At 67.3% G+C, this 15,009-nt stretch carries 14 protein-coding genes; 3 read left to right on the plus strand and 11 right to left on the minus strand.

All coding sequences use genetic code 11. The features are described 5' to 3' along the window. Window positions 1–337: 337 nt before the first annotated feature. The gene (locus tag GC203_RS12575) at window positions 338–1,363 is read left to right on the plus strand and encodes an IS110 family transposase (protein ID WP_293454855.1); all 1,026 of its coding nucleotides are present in this window, start codon (window positions 338–340) and stop codon (window positions 1,361–1,363) included. Window positions 1,364–1,741: 378 nt separating this feature from the next. On the opposite strand, the gene GC203_RS12580 is transcribed toward GC203_RS12575, so the two are convergent. The 7 genes from GC203_RS12580 to GC203_RS12610 all read right to left on the minus strand — a co-directional run bounded on the left by GC203_RS12580 (window position 1,742) and on the right by GC203_RS12610 (window position 8,506). Next, a complete protein-coding gene (locus GC203_RS12580) occupies window positions 1,742–3,685 on the minus strand; it encodes an NAD(P)-binding domain-containing protein (protein ID WP_293454858.1) in 1,944 nt (647 codons plus the stop codon). An 85-nt stretch (window positions 3,686–3,770) separates the two neighbouring features. After that, the gene (locus GC203_RS12585) at window positions 3,771–4,538 is read right to left on the minus strand and encodes an SDR family oxidoreductase (RefSeq protein ID WP_293454860.1); all 768 of its coding nucleotides are present in this window, start codon (window positions 4,536–4,538) and stop codon (window positions 3,771–3,773) included. A 266-nt stretch (window positions 4,539–4,804) separates the two neighbouring features. Then, window positions 4,805–5,728 (minus strand): hypothetical protein, encoded by a 924-nt coding sequence (locus GC203_RS12590; protein WP_293454862.1) that lies wholly within the window; start codon window positions 5,726–5,728, stop codon window positions 4,805–4,807. 80 nt (window positions 5,729–5,808) lie between these two features. Then, window positions 5,809–6,249: a heme-binding protein gene (locus GC203_RS12595; RefSeq protein WP_293454864.1), complete on the minus strand. Its 441-nt coding sequence runs from the start codon at window positions 6,247–6,249 to the stop codon at window positions 5,809–5,811. Window positions 6,250–6,279: 30 nt separating this feature from the next. Further along, a complete protein-coding gene (locus GC203_RS12600) occupies window positions 6,280–7,065 on the minus strand; it encodes a glutathione S-transferase family protein (protein ID WP_293454867.1) in 786 nt (261 codons plus the stop codon). 42 nt (window positions 7,066–7,107) lie between these two features. Beyond that, entirely contained in the window at window positions 7,108–7,761 is a 654-nt protein-coding gene (locus GC203_RS12605) for a TetR/AcrR family transcriptional regulator (RefSeq protein ID WP_293454870.1), read from the minus strand. Between the two features lie 121 nt (window positions 7,762–7,882). After that, window positions 7,883–8,506 carry an NAD(P)H-dependent oxidoreductase gene (locus GC203_RS12610; RefSeq protein WP_293454872.1) on the minus strand — a complete coding sequence of 208 codons (624 nt, stop codon included), beginning with the start codon at window positions 8,504–8,506 and terminating at the stop codon, window positions 7,883–7,885. Window positions 8,507–8,660: 154 nt separating this feature from the next. Between GC203_RS12610 and GC203_RS12615 the strand changes: the two genes are divergently transcribed. Together GC203_RS12615 and GC203_RS12620 are read left to right on the plus strand one after the other, a co-directional pair. Next, the gene (locus GC203_RS12615; RefSeq protein ID WP_293454874.1) at window positions 8,661–9,653 is read left to right on the plus strand and encodes a quinone oxidoreductase; all 993 of its coding nucleotides are present in this window, start codon (window positions 8,661–8,663) and stop codon (window positions 9,651–9,653) included. 49 nt (window positions 9,654–9,702) lie between these two features. Then, window positions 9,703–10,932: an acetyl-CoA C-acetyltransferase gene (locus tag GC203_RS12620; RefSeq protein ID WP_293454876.1), complete on the plus strand. Its 1,230-nt coding sequence runs from the start codon at window positions 9,703–9,705 to the stop codon at window positions 10,930–10,932. A gap of 59 nt (window positions 10,933–10,991) precedes the next feature. Here the strand turns inward: GC203_RS12620 and GC203_RS12625 are convergent, their stop codons facing one another. From GC203_RS12625 to GC203_RS12640, 4 genes are read right to left on the minus strand one after another with little or no spacing between them, the layout of a single operon-like run. Beyond that, complete coding sequence (locus tag GC203_RS12625) at window positions 10,992–12,392, minus strand: MFS transporter (protein ID WP_293454879.1); 1,401 nt, start codon at window positions 12,390–12,392, stop codon at window positions 10,992–10,994. Further along, the gene (locus tag GC203_RS12630; RefSeq protein WP_293454882.1) at window positions 12,385–13,044 is read right to left on the minus strand and encodes an aspartate/glutamate racemase family protein; all 660 of its coding nucleotides are present in this window, start codon (window positions 13,042–13,044) and stop codon (window positions 12,385–12,387) included. Before GC203_RS12630 ends, GC203_RS12625 begins: the two co-directional genes overlap by 8 nt. Window positions 13,045–13,073: 29 nt before the next feature. Then, entirely contained in the window at window positions 13,074–14,171 is a 1,098-nt protein-coding gene (locus GC203_RS12635; RefSeq protein ID WP_293454884.1) for an LLM class flavin-dependent oxidoreductase, read from the minus strand. Between the two features lie 50 nt (window positions 14,172–14,221). Further along, window positions 14,222–15,004: an alpha/beta fold hydrolase gene (locus GC203_RS12640; RefSeq protein WP_293454886.1), complete on the minus strand. Its 783-nt coding sequence runs from the start codon at window positions 15,002–15,004 to the stop codon at window positions 14,222–14,224. Window positions 15,005–15,009: the final 5 nt, after the last annotated feature.

Raw genomic sequence — 15,009 nt, forward strand, 5'->3', positions numbered from 1 at the left:
GCGGTGCGGCTGAACCCCGCGGCCGGCCGGCTGCGCAACTTGATCAGCTCCACCGGCCGGCCGCTACCGCCGGCGCTGAAGATCAACTATCAACCCCCAGGGCTCTCACAATGATCGAGGGAGCGGCGGGGGGCAGGTCATCACCTTGTTGAACCCACGGTCGAGGAACTCGCGTTCAACGACCGTCCGAAAGTGGGCGACAGGCATTGCAGACATGTCGCCACTTTGGGAACCCGTGTGGAGTGCGCAAGGGGTCGGAAGCGATGGGGTGGACGCCCCGTGACGGCATCGAAGTGCCAGAGTGGAGGTGTTGAGCACCACTACGAAGGAGGCGTCCGTGGGCGAGGTTACTACGATCGGGCTCGATCTGGCGAAGAGTGTCTTTCAGGCGCACGGCGCAGATGCGTCAGGAGCCGTGGCGTTCCGCAAGAGGCTGCGACGTGACCAGGTGCTGGGGTTCTTCGCCAGCCAGGCGCGGTGTCTTGTGGCGATGGAGGCCTGCGCCAGCGCGCATTACTGGGCCCGTGAGATCGCCACACTGGGCCACGAGACCCGGCTGATCCCGCCCGCGTACGTGAAGCCGTTCGTGAAGCGGCAAAAGAACGACATGGCTGACGCCGAGGCGATCTGCGAAGCGGCGCAGCGGCCGACCATGCGGTTTGTCGGCGCGAAGAGCGCCGAGGCGCAAGGCGCGGCCGTGGTCTTCCGCACCCGGGATCTGCTGGTCCGTCAGCGCACCCAGCTGATCAACGCGCTGCGCGGACATCTTGGCGAGTTCGGTTACGTCGTGCGGCAAGGCGCCGGTCATGTCGCAAAGCTGCTCGATCTGGTAGCCGACCCAGCGTCGGACCTGCCCGCAGAGGCTCGGCCGATCCTGCTGGTGATCGCCGAAAGCCTCGCATCCTTGCAGGCCAGGATCGCGGTGCTTGATCGCGAGATCGCCGCCCGCGCCAAGGCCGATCCCATCGCCAAGCGGCTGATGACGATCCCCGGTGTCGGGCCGATCGTCGCCACAGCGCTGGTGGCGCTGGCTCCGCCGGCGTCCACCTTCCGCCGAGGCCGAGATTTCGCCGCCTGGCTGGGGCTGACACCGAAGCAGCACTCCAGCGGCGGCAAGGAGCGACTCGGCCGCACCTCGAAGATGGGCGAGCGCAGTCTCAGGCGGCTGCTTATCCTGGGCGCCAGCTCGGCGGTGAAGGTCGCCACGCGTGACAACGCTCGGGCCGGACCCTGGCTCGCCGGCATGCTCGGCCGCAAGCCGCGCATGCTCGTGACGGTGGCGCTGGCCAACAAGATGGCGAGGATCGTCTGGGCGCTGATGGCGCACGGCGGATCGTACAGAGCTCCGGCCGTGGCAGCCTAGCGGCGCGGCCAGAGGCGTCAGGGGCGCGGGAAGGTCACACGAGAGGTATGGCGCAACGGTCAGAGACGGGATCGGGAAAACCAGGGAAATGTCCGAGCGCCTCGAGCGCGCGAAAGCGGTGTGGACCCGATCCGCGATCTCCATACAGGCCAGCGGCCGTGATGAGCCGCATCAACAGGCCGGACACACGGAAGCACCTGAACCCGTGGCGCTGGATCTCTCCGAAAACCTCTTGCATCCGAAGGGCCGTCCACACACGGACGTTCGGAACGTCCGCTCGGACGCTGTGTTTGAGCTCCAGGGTGAAGAGGCTGTAGCGTTCTCGGATTGCACGGCTGGCGCCTCAGGAGGCAGTACCCAATGGGGATGAGGCGAGGCCTACTTTTCGTCGCCGCTTCCATTTCGAGGTTCGATATGGAACTCGCGCAAGTTCGGCTCCCGCGTCAGCCGCCAGTACTCGAGAAGCGTCCAGGGCTGGTTGGTGATGATCCGGCCCTTGTCGTTCTTGTACCAACTGCCCACGCTGGGATGGCTCCACACCAGCTGACGCAGTTCCTGATCGATGCGTTCGTTGTAGGCGTCGTGGACGTCCTGCCGGCATTCCAGCGCGCCGATGCCCTCGGTCAGCATCGCGCGCAGGCTCTTCATCGTGTACCGAACCTGGCATTCCGCGAGGAAGATGGCGCTGCCGCCGTGGCCGACATTGGTGTTGGGTCCGTACAGCACGAAGAGGTTCGGGAAATCGGGCACGGTGATGCCGAGGTAGGCGCGCGGATCGTCGTCCCCCCACAGCTCGCGGATCGTCCGGCCGGACCGCCCCTTGATGGTCATCGGCCAGAGGATCTTGCCGGCCTGGAATCCGGTCGCGAAGACGATCGCGTCGACCGGGACGGCGGAACCGTCCTTCAGATGGATGGCGTCAGGCGAGACCCGCTCGATCGGGGTGGTGATCAGGTGGACATTGTCGCGCCGGAGCATCTTGAACCAGCCTGCGTCCGCCAGGGCGCGCTTGCCGTAGGGCGGATAGGTCGGCATGGCCTTCGCCAGGAGGTCCTCCCGCCCTTCCAGCTCCTTCGACATGTAGCGGACCATCGCTTCGCGATAGCGCGCGTTCAGGGCGCTGATCGAACCGTCGTCACCCTGCCAGTCGGGGTCGATCTTCAGCGCCGGGAACAAGCCGTCGCCAAAGGCCCAGAACAGCTGGAAGCGGTACCATGCCCCGTAGAAAGGCACGTTGTTCAGCGCCCACTTCTTCGGCTCTTCCACGCGTCGCAGGTAATTGGAGTTGCGGACAATCCAGCTGCCTGAGCGCTGCAGCACGAATAGTTGGTCGACCTCGCCGGCGATGTTCGGCCCGATCTGCACTCCGCTGGCGCCAGTACCGACCAGCGCCACGCGCTTGCCCGCGACGCTGGTGGTGTCGGTCCACGTCGCCGTGTGGGTGACCTCGCCCGAGAAGCTGTCGAGCCCCGGCAGGTCGGGGATCGCCGGACGGTTGAGCTGCCCGACCGCGGTGATCAGCGCCTGCGCCTCGTAGTGCTGGATCTCACCCTGCTCGTTTCGGGCGCAAACCTTCCAGAGCTGCCGCGCGGCGTCGTAGGTCGCCGAGGTCACCTCGGAGTGGAACCTTATGTTCGGCCTCAACCCGTACTTTTCGACACAGTGAATGATGTATTCGAGGATGTTCGGCTGCTGGGAGTAGTAGTTCGGCCACTCGTTGTTCGGCTCGAACGAAAACTGATAGAAATGGTTCGGCGTATCGACGGCGCATCCGGGGTAGCGGTTCTCGAACCAGGTCCCGCCGGCCGAGTCGTTCTTCTCCAGGATCGTGTAGGGAATGCCGGCGCTCTGAAGCTTGATGGCGGCGCATATGCCGGAGAGGCCCGCACCCACGATCAGCACCCGGAAGCTCGTGGACTGCAGGACCTTGGGATCGGCGCGCCAGTCGTCGATGTCGTCGCGACTCTCTTCGCCCCCGAGCGACATCTGCTGCACCAGCATCGAGACGTAGTCCGCGCCCACCTCCTGACCGACCGCCACGCTCATCATGTGCCGCAGGGTTTCAGTGTCCGGCATCGGCAGGCGCGGCGCGCCGCCCTCGTCCAATCGGATGAGCTCCGCGCGCATGCGCGCGACGAGGCCGGCTTTGATGCCTTCGGGGACCGACTGCATATAGTCCCACGGCCCCCTGATGAACGGGGCGATCTCTTCGAGAATGGACAGGTCGCCCGTCAGGTGGACAAGGGATATCGCCAGAGGAACGATATCTGCGCCCCGCAGCAGCTCCTCTAGTTCTGCTTCTCGTTGAGTCGTCATGCGCATCACTTTCAAGGAAGCCGGCCGAGGCCGCGCGACGGCGGCAGCCTGAACTCGAACCACGTGCTTCGGGGGGAAGCCGGGTGGTCCATTACACGGAGAACCCGCCATCGAGCGCGAGGCTGTGTCCGGTGACGAACCCGCCCCTGGACGACGCCAGGTAGAGGGCGGCCTCGGCGGCGTCCTGTGGCGTACCGAAGCGCCGCAGCGCCGTGTTCTTCTTCATCGCCTCGACAAAGTCGTCGCTGAGGCGGTCGCGCAGCCGGTCGAACAGGCCCGCGTCGATGACCCCCAGCGCAATCGAGTTGGCGCGGATGCCGAAACGGCCTTCCTCCCGCGCGACGCCTCGCATGAGCGCCTCCACCCCGGCCTTCGGCACCACCGAGAAGATGTCTTTCTGCGGATGCCTCAGCAGGCCCGCGGAGGTCATGGCGACGATCGAGCCGCCGCCCTTGCGCAGGTGCGGGATGGCCGACTTGATCACATGGAAGGAGCCGGTGAGGTCGCCGTCGATAGTGCGTCGCCACTCGTCTTCGTCGGCGTCGGCCACATAGCTCATGCTGATGTCGGCGCCGGCGCACAGCACAACCGTGTGCAGGCGGTCGAAATCGCTCGCCACCTTGTCGACGAAGGCCTTGACCGCCGCCCCGTCGGAGAGCTCCAGAGCCGCGGAAGCGACGCGGCGACCGGCGGCTTCCAGCGCCTGCGTCACCTCGGCGGCGGCGGCGGCGTTCTTGCGATAGGTGAAAGCCACGTCCGTGCCCGCCTGGACGAGCGCCTGGCACACGGCGCGGCCCACGCCGCCGCTGCCGCCGATGACCAGGGCCGCGCCAGGGGGGAAAAGCGGATTGGGGTCCATCAGGCGGCTCCATCTTTCAAGCGATCGGGGGGTGGGACGCTGCGTCCCGTCTGCGGGATCCGGCTGTCGACCTGGTCCCGTTCCTGGGCGAGCCGCTCGTGCACCACCGGCCACGCCGAGATATCCCCCGGTACGATCCAGCTCGAAGCGGCGGAGTCGTTGGGCGACGCCTGAAACCAACCCCTCAAGATCGCGCCGAGCCTGGCCGCGACGCGACGGCGGACTGGCGGCGCGTCCGCCGCAGGGTGTTCGGCAGGCCCAGGCATCTAAAGACGGTCCAGCCAATCGACGATGAGGGTGGATTGACGTTCCCCAACGCCACCGCTGCCGAGGGTGAGGAGGGGCTCGCCGCCCCCTTCACCACCACTCAGCCAGGCGGTCTTTGTCAGGGCGGGCCCCGTCGGGGCGGCGCGGACTTCGACACGGTAGATGCCGGCGGGCGGGCGCAGCAAATGCCCGAACCTGAACTGGTGGGCGCCGTGACGCTTCATGGTCGTGCGCCAAGACCGCCCAAGCAGGGCCGCCGCGCTCCGCGGATCGCCGTCCCTCAGCGCGTCGCGCACTCGCGTCGACGAGTAGGGCGCGCCGGTCGGGTCGCGGAAGGCCGCCATGGCCGTCACCGTGAAGCCGAAAGCCTCGCCGAGGCGGGACAGCAGCCCGACGTCGCCAGCGCGCTTGTGGCCAAAATGGAAGTCCTCGCCCACGAAGACCTGCGAGGCGCGAAGCTGGCGCGCGAGCACCTCCGCCACGAAGGTGTCCGGTGACATCGCGCAGATGCGCCGGTTGAACCTCTGGAGAAAGGCGGCCCGGATGCCCTCCGCCTGGATCAGGTCCAGCTTCGCCCGCGTGGAAGACAGCGCGAACGGGCTCGTGCGGGCGAAAGTCTGCCGGGGATGCGGATGGAACGTGAGGACACCCGGCGTGCGGTCGGAGCGTTCCGCCTCCGTCACGACCGCGCGCAGCATCTGCTGATGACCGAGATGCAGCCCGTCGAAGTTCCCGATGGCGATCACGGCGCCTTGCCTATGGGTCGGTGCGGCTGCTCCGGCTTTCAGAACGGTGAGCACGCTCGGGGCGACGCACTCCCCCGCCAGAAGGTGCGGATCTTCCTGGGCGGATCGCTCAATGCGACACAGGCTGTTCATCACGCGGCATGTCCAAGGCGCGGGCGCCGGGACCTGCGCCTGCATTTCATTACGATACCACATCATAATTGAAATCAGGTCAAGCGTGGATCATGGCCGAGCGGCCGATGGCGCCGGTCGGGCGGCTAGCCTGCGTCCGCGACAAGTTCTGCGGCAAGGACGCCCGCCAGCAAGCAAGCTTCATCGTTTTCGGACGTCTCGCCGCTCGCCCCGGCCGCCCCCAGGATCCGTCCGCTGGCGTCCCTGACGAGCACGCCGCCTACGACCGGCGCCAGCGCGCCCTGCCCCATGTGGTTCAACATCTGGAAGAACTCTGGCGCGGCCTTGGCCCGCCGGGCGAGCTCGCGTCCGCCGAAGCCCATCGCGATGCAGGCGGCCGCCTTCGCCATCGCGATCTGCGGACGCAGCGCGCTGGCGTCGGTGTCGCGCTTGAGGACCAGCAGATGTCCCCCCGCGTCCAACACGGCCACGCAGAGCGGGCGCAGGTCGCGCACACGACCCTCGTTGAGCGCGCGATCGACGATCGTCGCAGCCGACTCGAGGGACAAGATCACAGGCGGGTCCATAAGAGGTACTTCAGGGCGATCTGCCACGGCCTAGGCCGCGGGGGCGACGCTCGCCAGCTTGGCCGCGAACAGCTCGCTCGCCCGCTTCGCGACCCCGGAGGCGCGCTCGCGATGCTCCGGCGGCTGCCACTTGATGATCGCGGCGTGGAAGCTATCCCGCGCCCGCACCCGGTCCACCCAGGCGCTCAACGCCGGTTTGTCGCGCCAGAGGAAGCTCAGACCCAGATCGGTCAGGCGCTGCAGGTAGGGCGTATAGTCCGCATCGGCCAGGCTGTAGGTGTCGCCTGCGAGCCAGGAAGAGCGTTTCAGGGACTCCTCCATCCGCTCGACCAACCGCACGAAACATCGCAGAGCCGGCATCACGTGCTGCGACTCCTCGCCATGGGCAATGATGTCTTCGGCGCGCTGGCGCTTCAGGGCGTCAAGCGGTAGCGCGGCTTTCCGCTGTTCCGGCGACATCGCCGCATACCAGTGACGCAGGCTCACGGCGCAGGTGAGGATGAAGATGTTCGGATGCAGCTCCTCGTCCAGGAGCTTCGTCCAGAGGCCCATCTGCGCCCGGAGATAGGGGTCGCGCGGCGTCAGCGACGGGTCCCCAAAAGCCTCGTCCAGATACTCCGAGATGATCCGTGATTCCGTGACGAGCCTTCCGGCGTGCTCCAGGGTTGGCACATAGCCGCCGGGATTCAGCTTCAGGTACTCTGGCGCGCGCAGGTCCGCCACGATGCGGCTTTCCCAATCCAGATCCTTCTCGGCCAGGCAAACGCGGACCTTCTGGGCGCAGATGGCCATCGGCAGATGGTAAAGCGCAAGCATAGCAGCGCCTTTCTGTGTGATGAGGGAGTGACGGCTCGAGCGTTAGCGACGCGAAGGCTTGGACTCGATAGCGCTATCCAGGATGACGTCGACAGCGGCCGCAACAGCCGCCCTGTCAAGCGGCTCGCCCACGATGTAGCTGCCCGTGATCAGGCCGAACAACAGCCGGGTGATGAACGGCAGATTGGCGTCCGCCCGCAGCTCCCCACGACTTTGCGCGTCCCGGAGGATCAGCTCCACCTTGTCGCTCCGGGGGCGAACAAGCTGTTCGCGGTACATGTTGAGCAGCTCGGGATGCCGGTTCAGCTCGGCGATCAGGGTACCCACCAGGGGGACGCCATTGGTTCGGACGAGGTTCTCGTGCGCCTCGTTGATTTCGGCGGTCAGATCTGCCCGCAAGTCTCCGGTCAAGTGGACATCGGTCTTCGCCGCGAGGCGGCCGAGAGCAGCGATCGCCAGGGACTCCTTGTCCGGGTAGCGGCGGTAGACCGCGGGCTTGCCCACGCCTGCCCGCATCGCCACCTTGTCCACCGACATGCCGGCGTAGCCGCGCGCGATCAGTTCGGAGAGCGTGGTCTCAAGCAGCAGTCGGTCGATGTTCGGATCGCGAGGGCGTCCGGCCCGGCGTACGCCCGGATTTCGCGGCGTCGGATCGGCCTTCGTCTTCGCCGAACGGCTTGCTGCGCCCGCACTCAAAACTCCGCTCCCGTCTCGCTGGTGTACTCGCGTCCCGCTTCTGCGGCCTAGCGATCGCACAGGCCGAATCACCTTTTGTCGATTGTCGGATGGTACTGGCATGGTCATGTGAAATCCATCCTCAGGGTTCTCCTCCCGCCGTCCGCGCCAGGCGTTCGGTAAACGGGGACCGGGCGGCAAATGACAGGCGCGCGCGCTGTGGTTGACCGAAACAGGCGACCTGCTGACCCACCCGGCGCAGCTGTTCCTCAACCCCCGGATCGGAGCAGGCGCCCTCCGAGAACAGCCCCGGCGTGGTCTGCAGGGCACAACCATAGGGCGTCGCCCAACCCCGCAGCGCGTGGGTGATCGACCGCAGCATCTCCATGGTCGCGACCGCGGCTTGGTAACCGAAACCGAGGCCGATGCAGCCCACCGGAACGCCGTCGAAATAGGCCCGCGCATCGCACGCCATGTCTTCGGTGTAGTCGAGGGCGTTCTTCACGAGGCCCGACACGGCGCCGTGGTAGCCAGGGCTGGAGATGATCACCCCGTCTGCCGACCGTAGCGCGGCGACTAAGGCCGCGGCCTCCGCCGACCGCTCCGCGATGTGAGGCTCATACAACGGCAGCCGCAGTTGCTCGCCCGAGAAGCAAAGGATTTCCGCGCCGTACGCGGCGGCCTCGTCCAGCGCGATGCGGAGGGCGACCTCGGACGACGAGCCGCTGCGCAGGGTTCCACCCACTCCAACCACAAGCATGAACATCTCCCAGGTTGACCAGCTCCCTCCTGGAGCCGGCTTGCGTCGTATTTAGATTATGATATCGTATCGTAATGAAACTATCACTGCGACGCAATCAGATTGTTGACCCCCCTCCGCGACGGACCGCCCGCCCCTTGCGAACAGAGGGGCCAGCGTTATGAAAACACATGCCTTTCAGCTGACGCAGGTCGGCGGGCCCGACGTCCTTCGTCTCTCCGGACTTGATCTCCGGTCGCCAGGTCCGCTCGAGGTCCGGCTGCGGCAGGAGGTCGTCGGCTTCAATTTCATCGACATCGCGCATCGCTCGGGGCGCTACCCGCTGCGCCTTCCTTCGGGAATCGGCATGGAGGCCGCCGGGGTGGTCGAGGAGGTCGGCGCCGAGGTCACGGACCTGAAGATCGGCGATCGGGTCATCTACAAGATGCAGCTCGGGGCCTATGCCGAGCATCGGAACGTCGCAGCCGAACAGCTGGTCGTCATTCCGCCAGGCCTGCCCACGGAGCTCGCCGTGGCGGCCTTCACGAAGGGCCTGACCGCAGAGTTCCTTCTGCGCCGGGTCCACGCGGTCCACCCCGGTGAGACCCTGCTGGTGCACGCCGCCGCCGGCGGCGTGGGCGGTTTCCTGACCCAGTGGGCGAAGCATCTCGGCGCGAAGGTGATCGGGATCGTCGGCAACGAGGAGAAGGTGGCGATCGCCCAGGCCCAGGGCTGCGACGCGGTCATCACAGCCGCACCGTCCGAGCTCTCCCGGGCCGTGCTGGACGCCACGGACGGGCGCGGCGTCGACGTCGTCTACGACTCGACCGGCCGTGACACCTTCAACGCGTCGATCGACTGCCTTCGGCCGATGGGCCTGTTCGTCAGCTATGGCAGCGCCTCGGGCCTGATCGATCCAATCGATTTCAGCGGCTTGGCGGCGCGGGGGGCGCCGTTCCTGACCCGCGTCTCGATCGCCAACTATTGCGCCACGCGGGCTGAACTCGTCGCCGGTGCGGCACAGGTCTTCGACCTGGTGCTGCAGGGCGTCGTGGAGCCGCGGATCTCGCACCGGTACCGCCTTGAGGACGCCGCCGACTGCCACGCCGACGCCGAAGCCCGCCGGCACGCCGGATCGGTCGTGCTCCTGACGCCGCACCACAGCCCAGCGTGAGCCGAGGCTCGCACTTCTGACCACAGACACACTGAAAAAGGGGACGCCTATGACTGAGGCATGGATCATTGACGCGGCGCGTACGCCGCGCGGAATCGGAAAGGTTGGCCGGGGCGCCCTGACCCATATCCATCCGCAGCGGCTGCTCTCGGCGGTGCTGCGAGAACTCGCGGACCGCAATGGGCTGGATTGCGGCGACATCGACGACGTGATCGCGGGGTGCAGCACCCAATGGGGCAAGCAAGGGTCGTGCATCGCCCGCATGGCGGCGCTCGACGCCGGCTTTCCCGACACCGCCGCAGGTTTCTCGCTCGACCGCTTCTGCGGATCCGGACTCACCGCCGTAAACCTGGGCGTCATGGGCGTGATGTCTGGCATGCAGAACCTGGTGCTCGCCGGCGGCGTGGAATCCATGTCGCACGCCTGGGGCCTGCGGACCGATCCGTATCTCGACTCCGGCAACGAGCACCTCCGGGAGCTCCACCCCCAGACGCACCAGGGCATCTGCGCGGATCTGATCGCCACCCTGGAGGGCATCACCCGGGAGGACGCCGACAGCCTTGCGGTAGAGAGCCAGCGCCGCGCCGACGCCGCAATCAAGGCCGGGCGCTTCGGGAAGAGTCTCGTGAGCATCTACAACGACGACGGCACGCTGGCGCTCGATCATGACGAGTTGCCGCGCCCGGGCACCACGGTCGAGGGGCTGGCGCAGCTCGGCCCCGCCTTCGCGCGCAGCTACGAGGAGCCCCTCGAGGAAGGCGGGATGTCCTATGCCGACATGGTTCGGCGCGGATATCCGGACGTGAAGATCCAGCACATCCACCACGCCGGCAACTCCTCCGGCGTGGTCGACGGGGCGGCAGCCGTCGTGCTCGCCTCGCCGGAATACGCCAAGGCCCACGGCCTGAAGCCGCGCGCCCGGGTGCGCGCCGTCGCGACCGTAGGCGATAGTCCCGAACTCATGCTGAATGCCCCGATCCCCGCGTCCAAGCGAGCCCTGGCGCTCGCCGGCATGACCCTGAAGGACATCGACCTCTTCGAGGTCAATGAGGCGTTCGCCGTCGTCCCCCTGAAGTTCATGCGGGACCTCGACATCGACCCCGCAGTGATCAACGTGAACGGCGGCGCCATGGCGCTCGGCCATCCGATCGGCGCCACGGGCGCCATCATCCTGGGCACGTTGCTCGATGAGCTGGAGCGCCGCGATCTTAGTGTCGGCCTGGCGACCCTGTGCGCCGGCGGCGGAATGGCCCCGGCCGCGATCATCGAGCGGATGTAGGATGTAAAGCGCCGCCACCCCTGGGGGTGGCGGCGCGAGCCTGCGGAACCTGCCGGGCTCTACTTCCAGTCGGCGGCCAGCTTGAGCGCCCGCTTGTAGGGCTTGATCCCGGCCAGCGCTGCCGTGGCGCCCGCCAGGAGCATGACGGGCACCGTCACGGCGAGCGGCAGGCTAAGGTCGCCGTCGCCGCGGATGATGAAGTCACTGGTCGCCGCGACGATGGTTGGCCCGCAGCCGAAGCCCACCAGCGCCACGACGAGCTGATAGATGGCGGAACCCAGGCCCCGCAGCCCCGGAGGATTGAGTTCCAGGACACCGGCCGGACCGAGCGACGAGCACGCCGACAAGCAGAAGGTGCACAGGGCCAGGCCGGCCAGGGCGGCGGCCGGGTTGGGGCCCAAGGCGAACACCAGGCTCCCCGGGATGGCGCCCAGCCCGACAGTCACGAAGACCACCATCCTTGCCGCGACCACGCCGCGGCGGATGAGCGCGTCCGAGGCCGCGCCGGCCGCAATGGCGCCCAGAGTGCCGAAGAGGATGATCATCGAACCGATGACCAGGCCGGCCTGACCGGCGGGAATTCCGAACTCGCGCCGGGCGTGCTCGGGGGCCCACGCCAGCATGGCGTAGAGGGCCATGGCCAGCAGGCCGCCGGTGAGGTGGTGCGCCGCCACGCCGCGGAAGGCGCTGCGGTAATGCTGGCGCGCGGCGCTCCAGGGCACCCTGGCGGCAGCGGCCTGCTTCTGGCGCCCCCTGCGCGGCTCGTAGAGCATCAGCGCCATCAGGCCGAGCAGCAGGCCGGGCGCCCCGACGACAAAGAACGCGAAGCGCCAGGGCTCGAGCGAGCCGAGCAATGGAAGCTGGATCGGTCCGGCGTTGGACAGCGCACCGACGATGAGACCGCCCGCCACCAGCGCCCCGCCCATCCCGACGTAGCTGCCGGAGGCGAACACGCCCAGGGCCAGCCCCCGCTGCTCGGGCGGGTAGTAGTCACCCATCAGGGAGTAGGTCACCGGGATGGCCGTGGCTTCGCCCACCCCCACGCCGACCCGGGCCAGGAACAGCTCCACGAAATTGCGGCTGTAACCGCACAGGACCGTCAGCACGCTCCAGATCGCGACCCCGCCGGCGATGATCAGGCTGCGGTTACCGCGGTCGACCCATCGTCCGACGGGAATTCCGAGCGTGGCGTAGAGGAGGGCGAAGGCCAGTCCGTGGAGCAGGCTGAACTGGGTGTCGGTGAGGTTCAGGTCGGTCCGGATCGGGCCCACCAGCAGGCTCATGATCTGGCGGTCGATAAACGACGAGGCATAGATCAGGAACAGGATGAAAACGCCGAACATGGCGACGGGCGCGGGCGGATACACCTGCCGCGCCGCCGTCGCCTGGACACCGTCCGCCGCCGACCGGGGCTGCGCCCGGGACAAGTCGGGATCGATCGTGACCGGAATATCAGACATGGGAAAATCTTCGCTTGAAATGACTGACCATCGAGTAGGCTGGCGCGAGAACGGGCGGCGAGCGGTCGCCCACCAGCCGCAGGACCGAGCCCATTGTGAATTGGCCCAAGAGGATCGCGTCGACGTCCGACACCTCCGCGACCGCCTCGGCGATAAGGCGGTCCTGGCGGGCCCGGTCACCGTCGCGGTAAAGGGCCTCGAGCGCGTCCGGAAGGCTCCGCTCGCGTATCTCGTACGAACGGTCGGAGCGCGCCGCCGCCTGCCGGACATCTGCCGCGAGCGCCGTGACGGCTTCGGGGGCCGTGGACAGCAGGTAGAGGCGCGATCCCAGGGCCAGCCCCTCCTCGATCATCGCCTCGAACGAGGTGAGCACCGGGACCGGAATGGTCTTTCGCGCCTCGATCACGGCGGGCCCGAACACCGAGCCGGTGAAGGCGATGGCCTGGACGCCCGACTCCACGCTCAGCTCCATCAGCCGGCGTATGCGTTGGACGCACCCGGCGGGGGGCACGCGCTCGGCGCCCAGCGCTTCGTAGAGCGCCTCGTCGATGATCGAGAGGTGTTTCGCCTCCGGCCATCGGTCCTCGAATGCGGCGTCGACCACCTCGCTGGTCAGCTGCGTGGGTGAGATCACGCCAATCTTGACCGTCATTCGCACGAACCTCCCAGGCGCCGCGGCCCCTATTGGACGCTTGCCCTGTTGATCTGCGGGAGGACCTCGGTGGCCATCAGTTCCATGGAACGACGGGCGAGCTTCGGATCCACCCAGTCGAGCCCCGCGTAGACGATCTCGCCGAAGTCCCCGATCTCCTCGCGCATCGCCAGGATCTGCTCGGCGACCTGGTTGGGAGTCCCGTGGATGACGACATTGTCCAGGACGTGGTCGACGGTGATCTCGTCGTCCGGCTGCTCTCGATCGGTCTTGAACACCTCGTGCCGGCCCACGCTCTTCAGCTTGCGCAGGAGGTGGGCGTAGTAGAACCGGTACGGGCTGCTGGCGCTATCGCGGCCGTACTCGCGCGCCGTCGCCTCGTCGTCCGCCACGAAGATCGTCCTCGCCACGCGCCAGTGGTCCGGTGACGCCGTCTCGCCCGCCTGTCGCTTGCCCTCCGCGAAGTTGTCCCAGTGCGATCTCAGCCACTTGGTGAGCAGGAAGTTGGCCGACAGCGGGTGGAAATCGGCCTTGCCCATGGCGATGACGCCCTTGGAGAACGGGGCGACGACGGTGCCGACGATCTCGGGCCGGGGCGTCTGCAGCGGCTTGCCGAAGTAGCCGATGCCGAGCTCGGCCGACAGGGTCTTGCGGGTGGACACCTTGTAGCGATTGTTCGGCAGATCGATGTCGTACGGTGCTTCGCCCGCCCAGATCGCGAGGATCACGTCGATCGCCTCGGCGAACATCGCGTTGCGGTCCTCGCCGAGTATGCCCAGCACCTCGGCGTCGGTGGGCAAGGCCCCCGGGCTGATGCCCAAGATGAAGCGTCCGCCGGCCAGGTGGTCCAGCATGGCCGCCTGCGCGGCGATGAGCGCCGGATGGGCGTGGGACAGGTTGGTGGTCCCGGTTCCCAGCTTGATCTGCTTGGTGGCGTGGACCAGGCTCGACAGGAAGAGCATGCTGTTAGTGATGTTCTCGTACTTGTCCGTCACATGTTCGCCAATGAAGGCGTCATGGAAGCCAAGTTGATCTGCCAGGATCACCGCTTGGCGATCCTCCTCCAACGTTTCCGCCCACGGTCTGCCCAACGGATGGACGGGCATGGAGAAATAACCGAGTTTCATTTCACACTTCCAGTTGCAGGAATCTTACGAGCCGTCGGTGCTGGCCCTCGTCAGGCCAGGAATTCGGAAATCACCCGGTTGAAGGCGGCGGGTTGCTCGACGTTCGGCAGGTGCGCCGCGTCCGGGACCTCGGCGTAGGTCGCGCCGGGGATGGCGGCGGACATCCGCTTGAGGATTTCGGGGTGCGGGAGGTCCTCGCCGCCGGACAGCAGCAGCGTGGGCGTGGTGATCTGTCCCAGGCGCGGGCCGAAGGCGAGGTTCTGGATCGCCCGGGCGCAGCCCACATAGCCGTTGACCGAAGTCCCCCGGATGATCTCGCCGATGGCGCTCATTACCTGCGGGTTGGCCGTCCGGAACTGCGGCGTGACCCACTTCTCGAGCGTTCCGTCCACGACCGCGCCGGCGCCGGACGCGGAGACCTGCGCAATACGCATGTCCCAGAGCGCGCGGAAATCATCTGACGAGTCCGCCCGGCAGTCGCACAGCACGAGCTTGTCGAGCCGCTCACGGTGGTTCAGGGCCAGCCCCTGCCCGAGCATTCCCCCCAGCGACAGGCCGATGAAATGGCTGCGCACGGCGCCGACGGCGTCCCACAAGGCGACCACGTCGTCGCCCAACCGCTCCACGGTGAACTCGGCATGCGCGGCCCGGCTGCGGCCGTGGCCGCGGGTGTCGTACTGCAGCACCTGGAAATCGGGGGCCAGGTGTTCGGCGAGCGCGTCCCACAGGGTCATGTCACCGCCCAGGGAGTGGCTGACCGTGACCCACGGCTTCCCCGCCCTGCCGCGGACCGTATAGTTCAGCGTGGCGCCGTCGACGTCGATGCTCGGCATTGTCT

It is taken from the genome of Phenylobacterium sp. (genome assembly GCF_016124325.1).
Taxonomy (GTDB): domain Bacteria; phylum Pseudomonadota; class Alphaproteobacteria; order Caulobacterales; family Caulobacteraceae; genus Phenylobacterium.

Excerpts from the sequence above, each read along its gene's own strand:
- GC203_RS12580 (WP_293454858.1), bottom strand. The coding sequence starts at position 3,685 with ATGCGCATGACGACTCAACGAGAAGCAGAACTAGAGGAGCTGCTGCGG.
- GC203_RS12585 (WP_293454860.1), bottom strand. The coding sequence starts at position 4,538 with ATGGACCCCAATCCGCTTTTCCCCCCTGGCGCGGCCCTGGTCATCGGC.
- GC203_RS12590 (WP_293454862.1), bottom strand. The coding sequence starts at position 5,728 with ATGCAGGCGCAGGTCCCGGCGCCCGCGCCTTGGACATGCCGCGTGATG.
- GC203_RS12595 (WP_293454864.1), bottom strand. The coding sequence starts at position 6,249 with ATGGACCCGCCTGTGATCTTGTCCCTCGAGTCGGCTGCGACGATCGTC.
- GC203_RS12600 (WP_293454867.1), bottom strand. The coding sequence starts at position 7,065 with ATGCTTGCGCTTTACCATCTGCCGATGGCCATCTGCGCCCAGAAGGTC.
- GC203_RS12610 (WP_293454872.1), bottom strand. The coding sequence starts at position 8,506 with ATGTTCATGCTTGTGGTTGGAGTGGGTGGAACCCTGCGCAGCGGCTCG.
- GC203_RS12615 (WP_293454874.1), top strand. The coding sequence starts at position 8,661 with ATGAAAACACATGCCTTTCAGCTGACGCAGGTCGGCGGGCCCGACGTC.
- GC203_RS12620 (WP_293454876.1), top strand. The coding sequence starts at position 9,703 with ATGACTGAGGCATGGATCATTGACGCGGCGCGTACGCCGCGCGGAATC.
- GC203_RS12625 (WP_293454879.1), bottom strand. The coding sequence starts at position 12,392 with ATGTCTGATATTCCGGTCACGATCGATCCCGACTTGTCCCGGGCGCAG.
- GC203_RS12630 (WP_293454882.1), bottom strand. The coding sequence starts at position 13,044 with ATGACGGTCAAGATTGGCGTGATCTCACCCACGCAGCTGACCAGCGAG.
- GC203_RS12635 (WP_293454884.1), bottom strand. The coding sequence starts at position 14,171 with ATGAAACTCGGTTATTTCTCCATGCCCGTCCATCCGTTGGGCAGACCG.
- GC203_RS12640 (WP_293454886.1), bottom strand. The coding sequence starts at position 15,004 with ATGCCGAGCATCGACGTCGACGGCGCCACGCTGAACTATACGGTCCGC.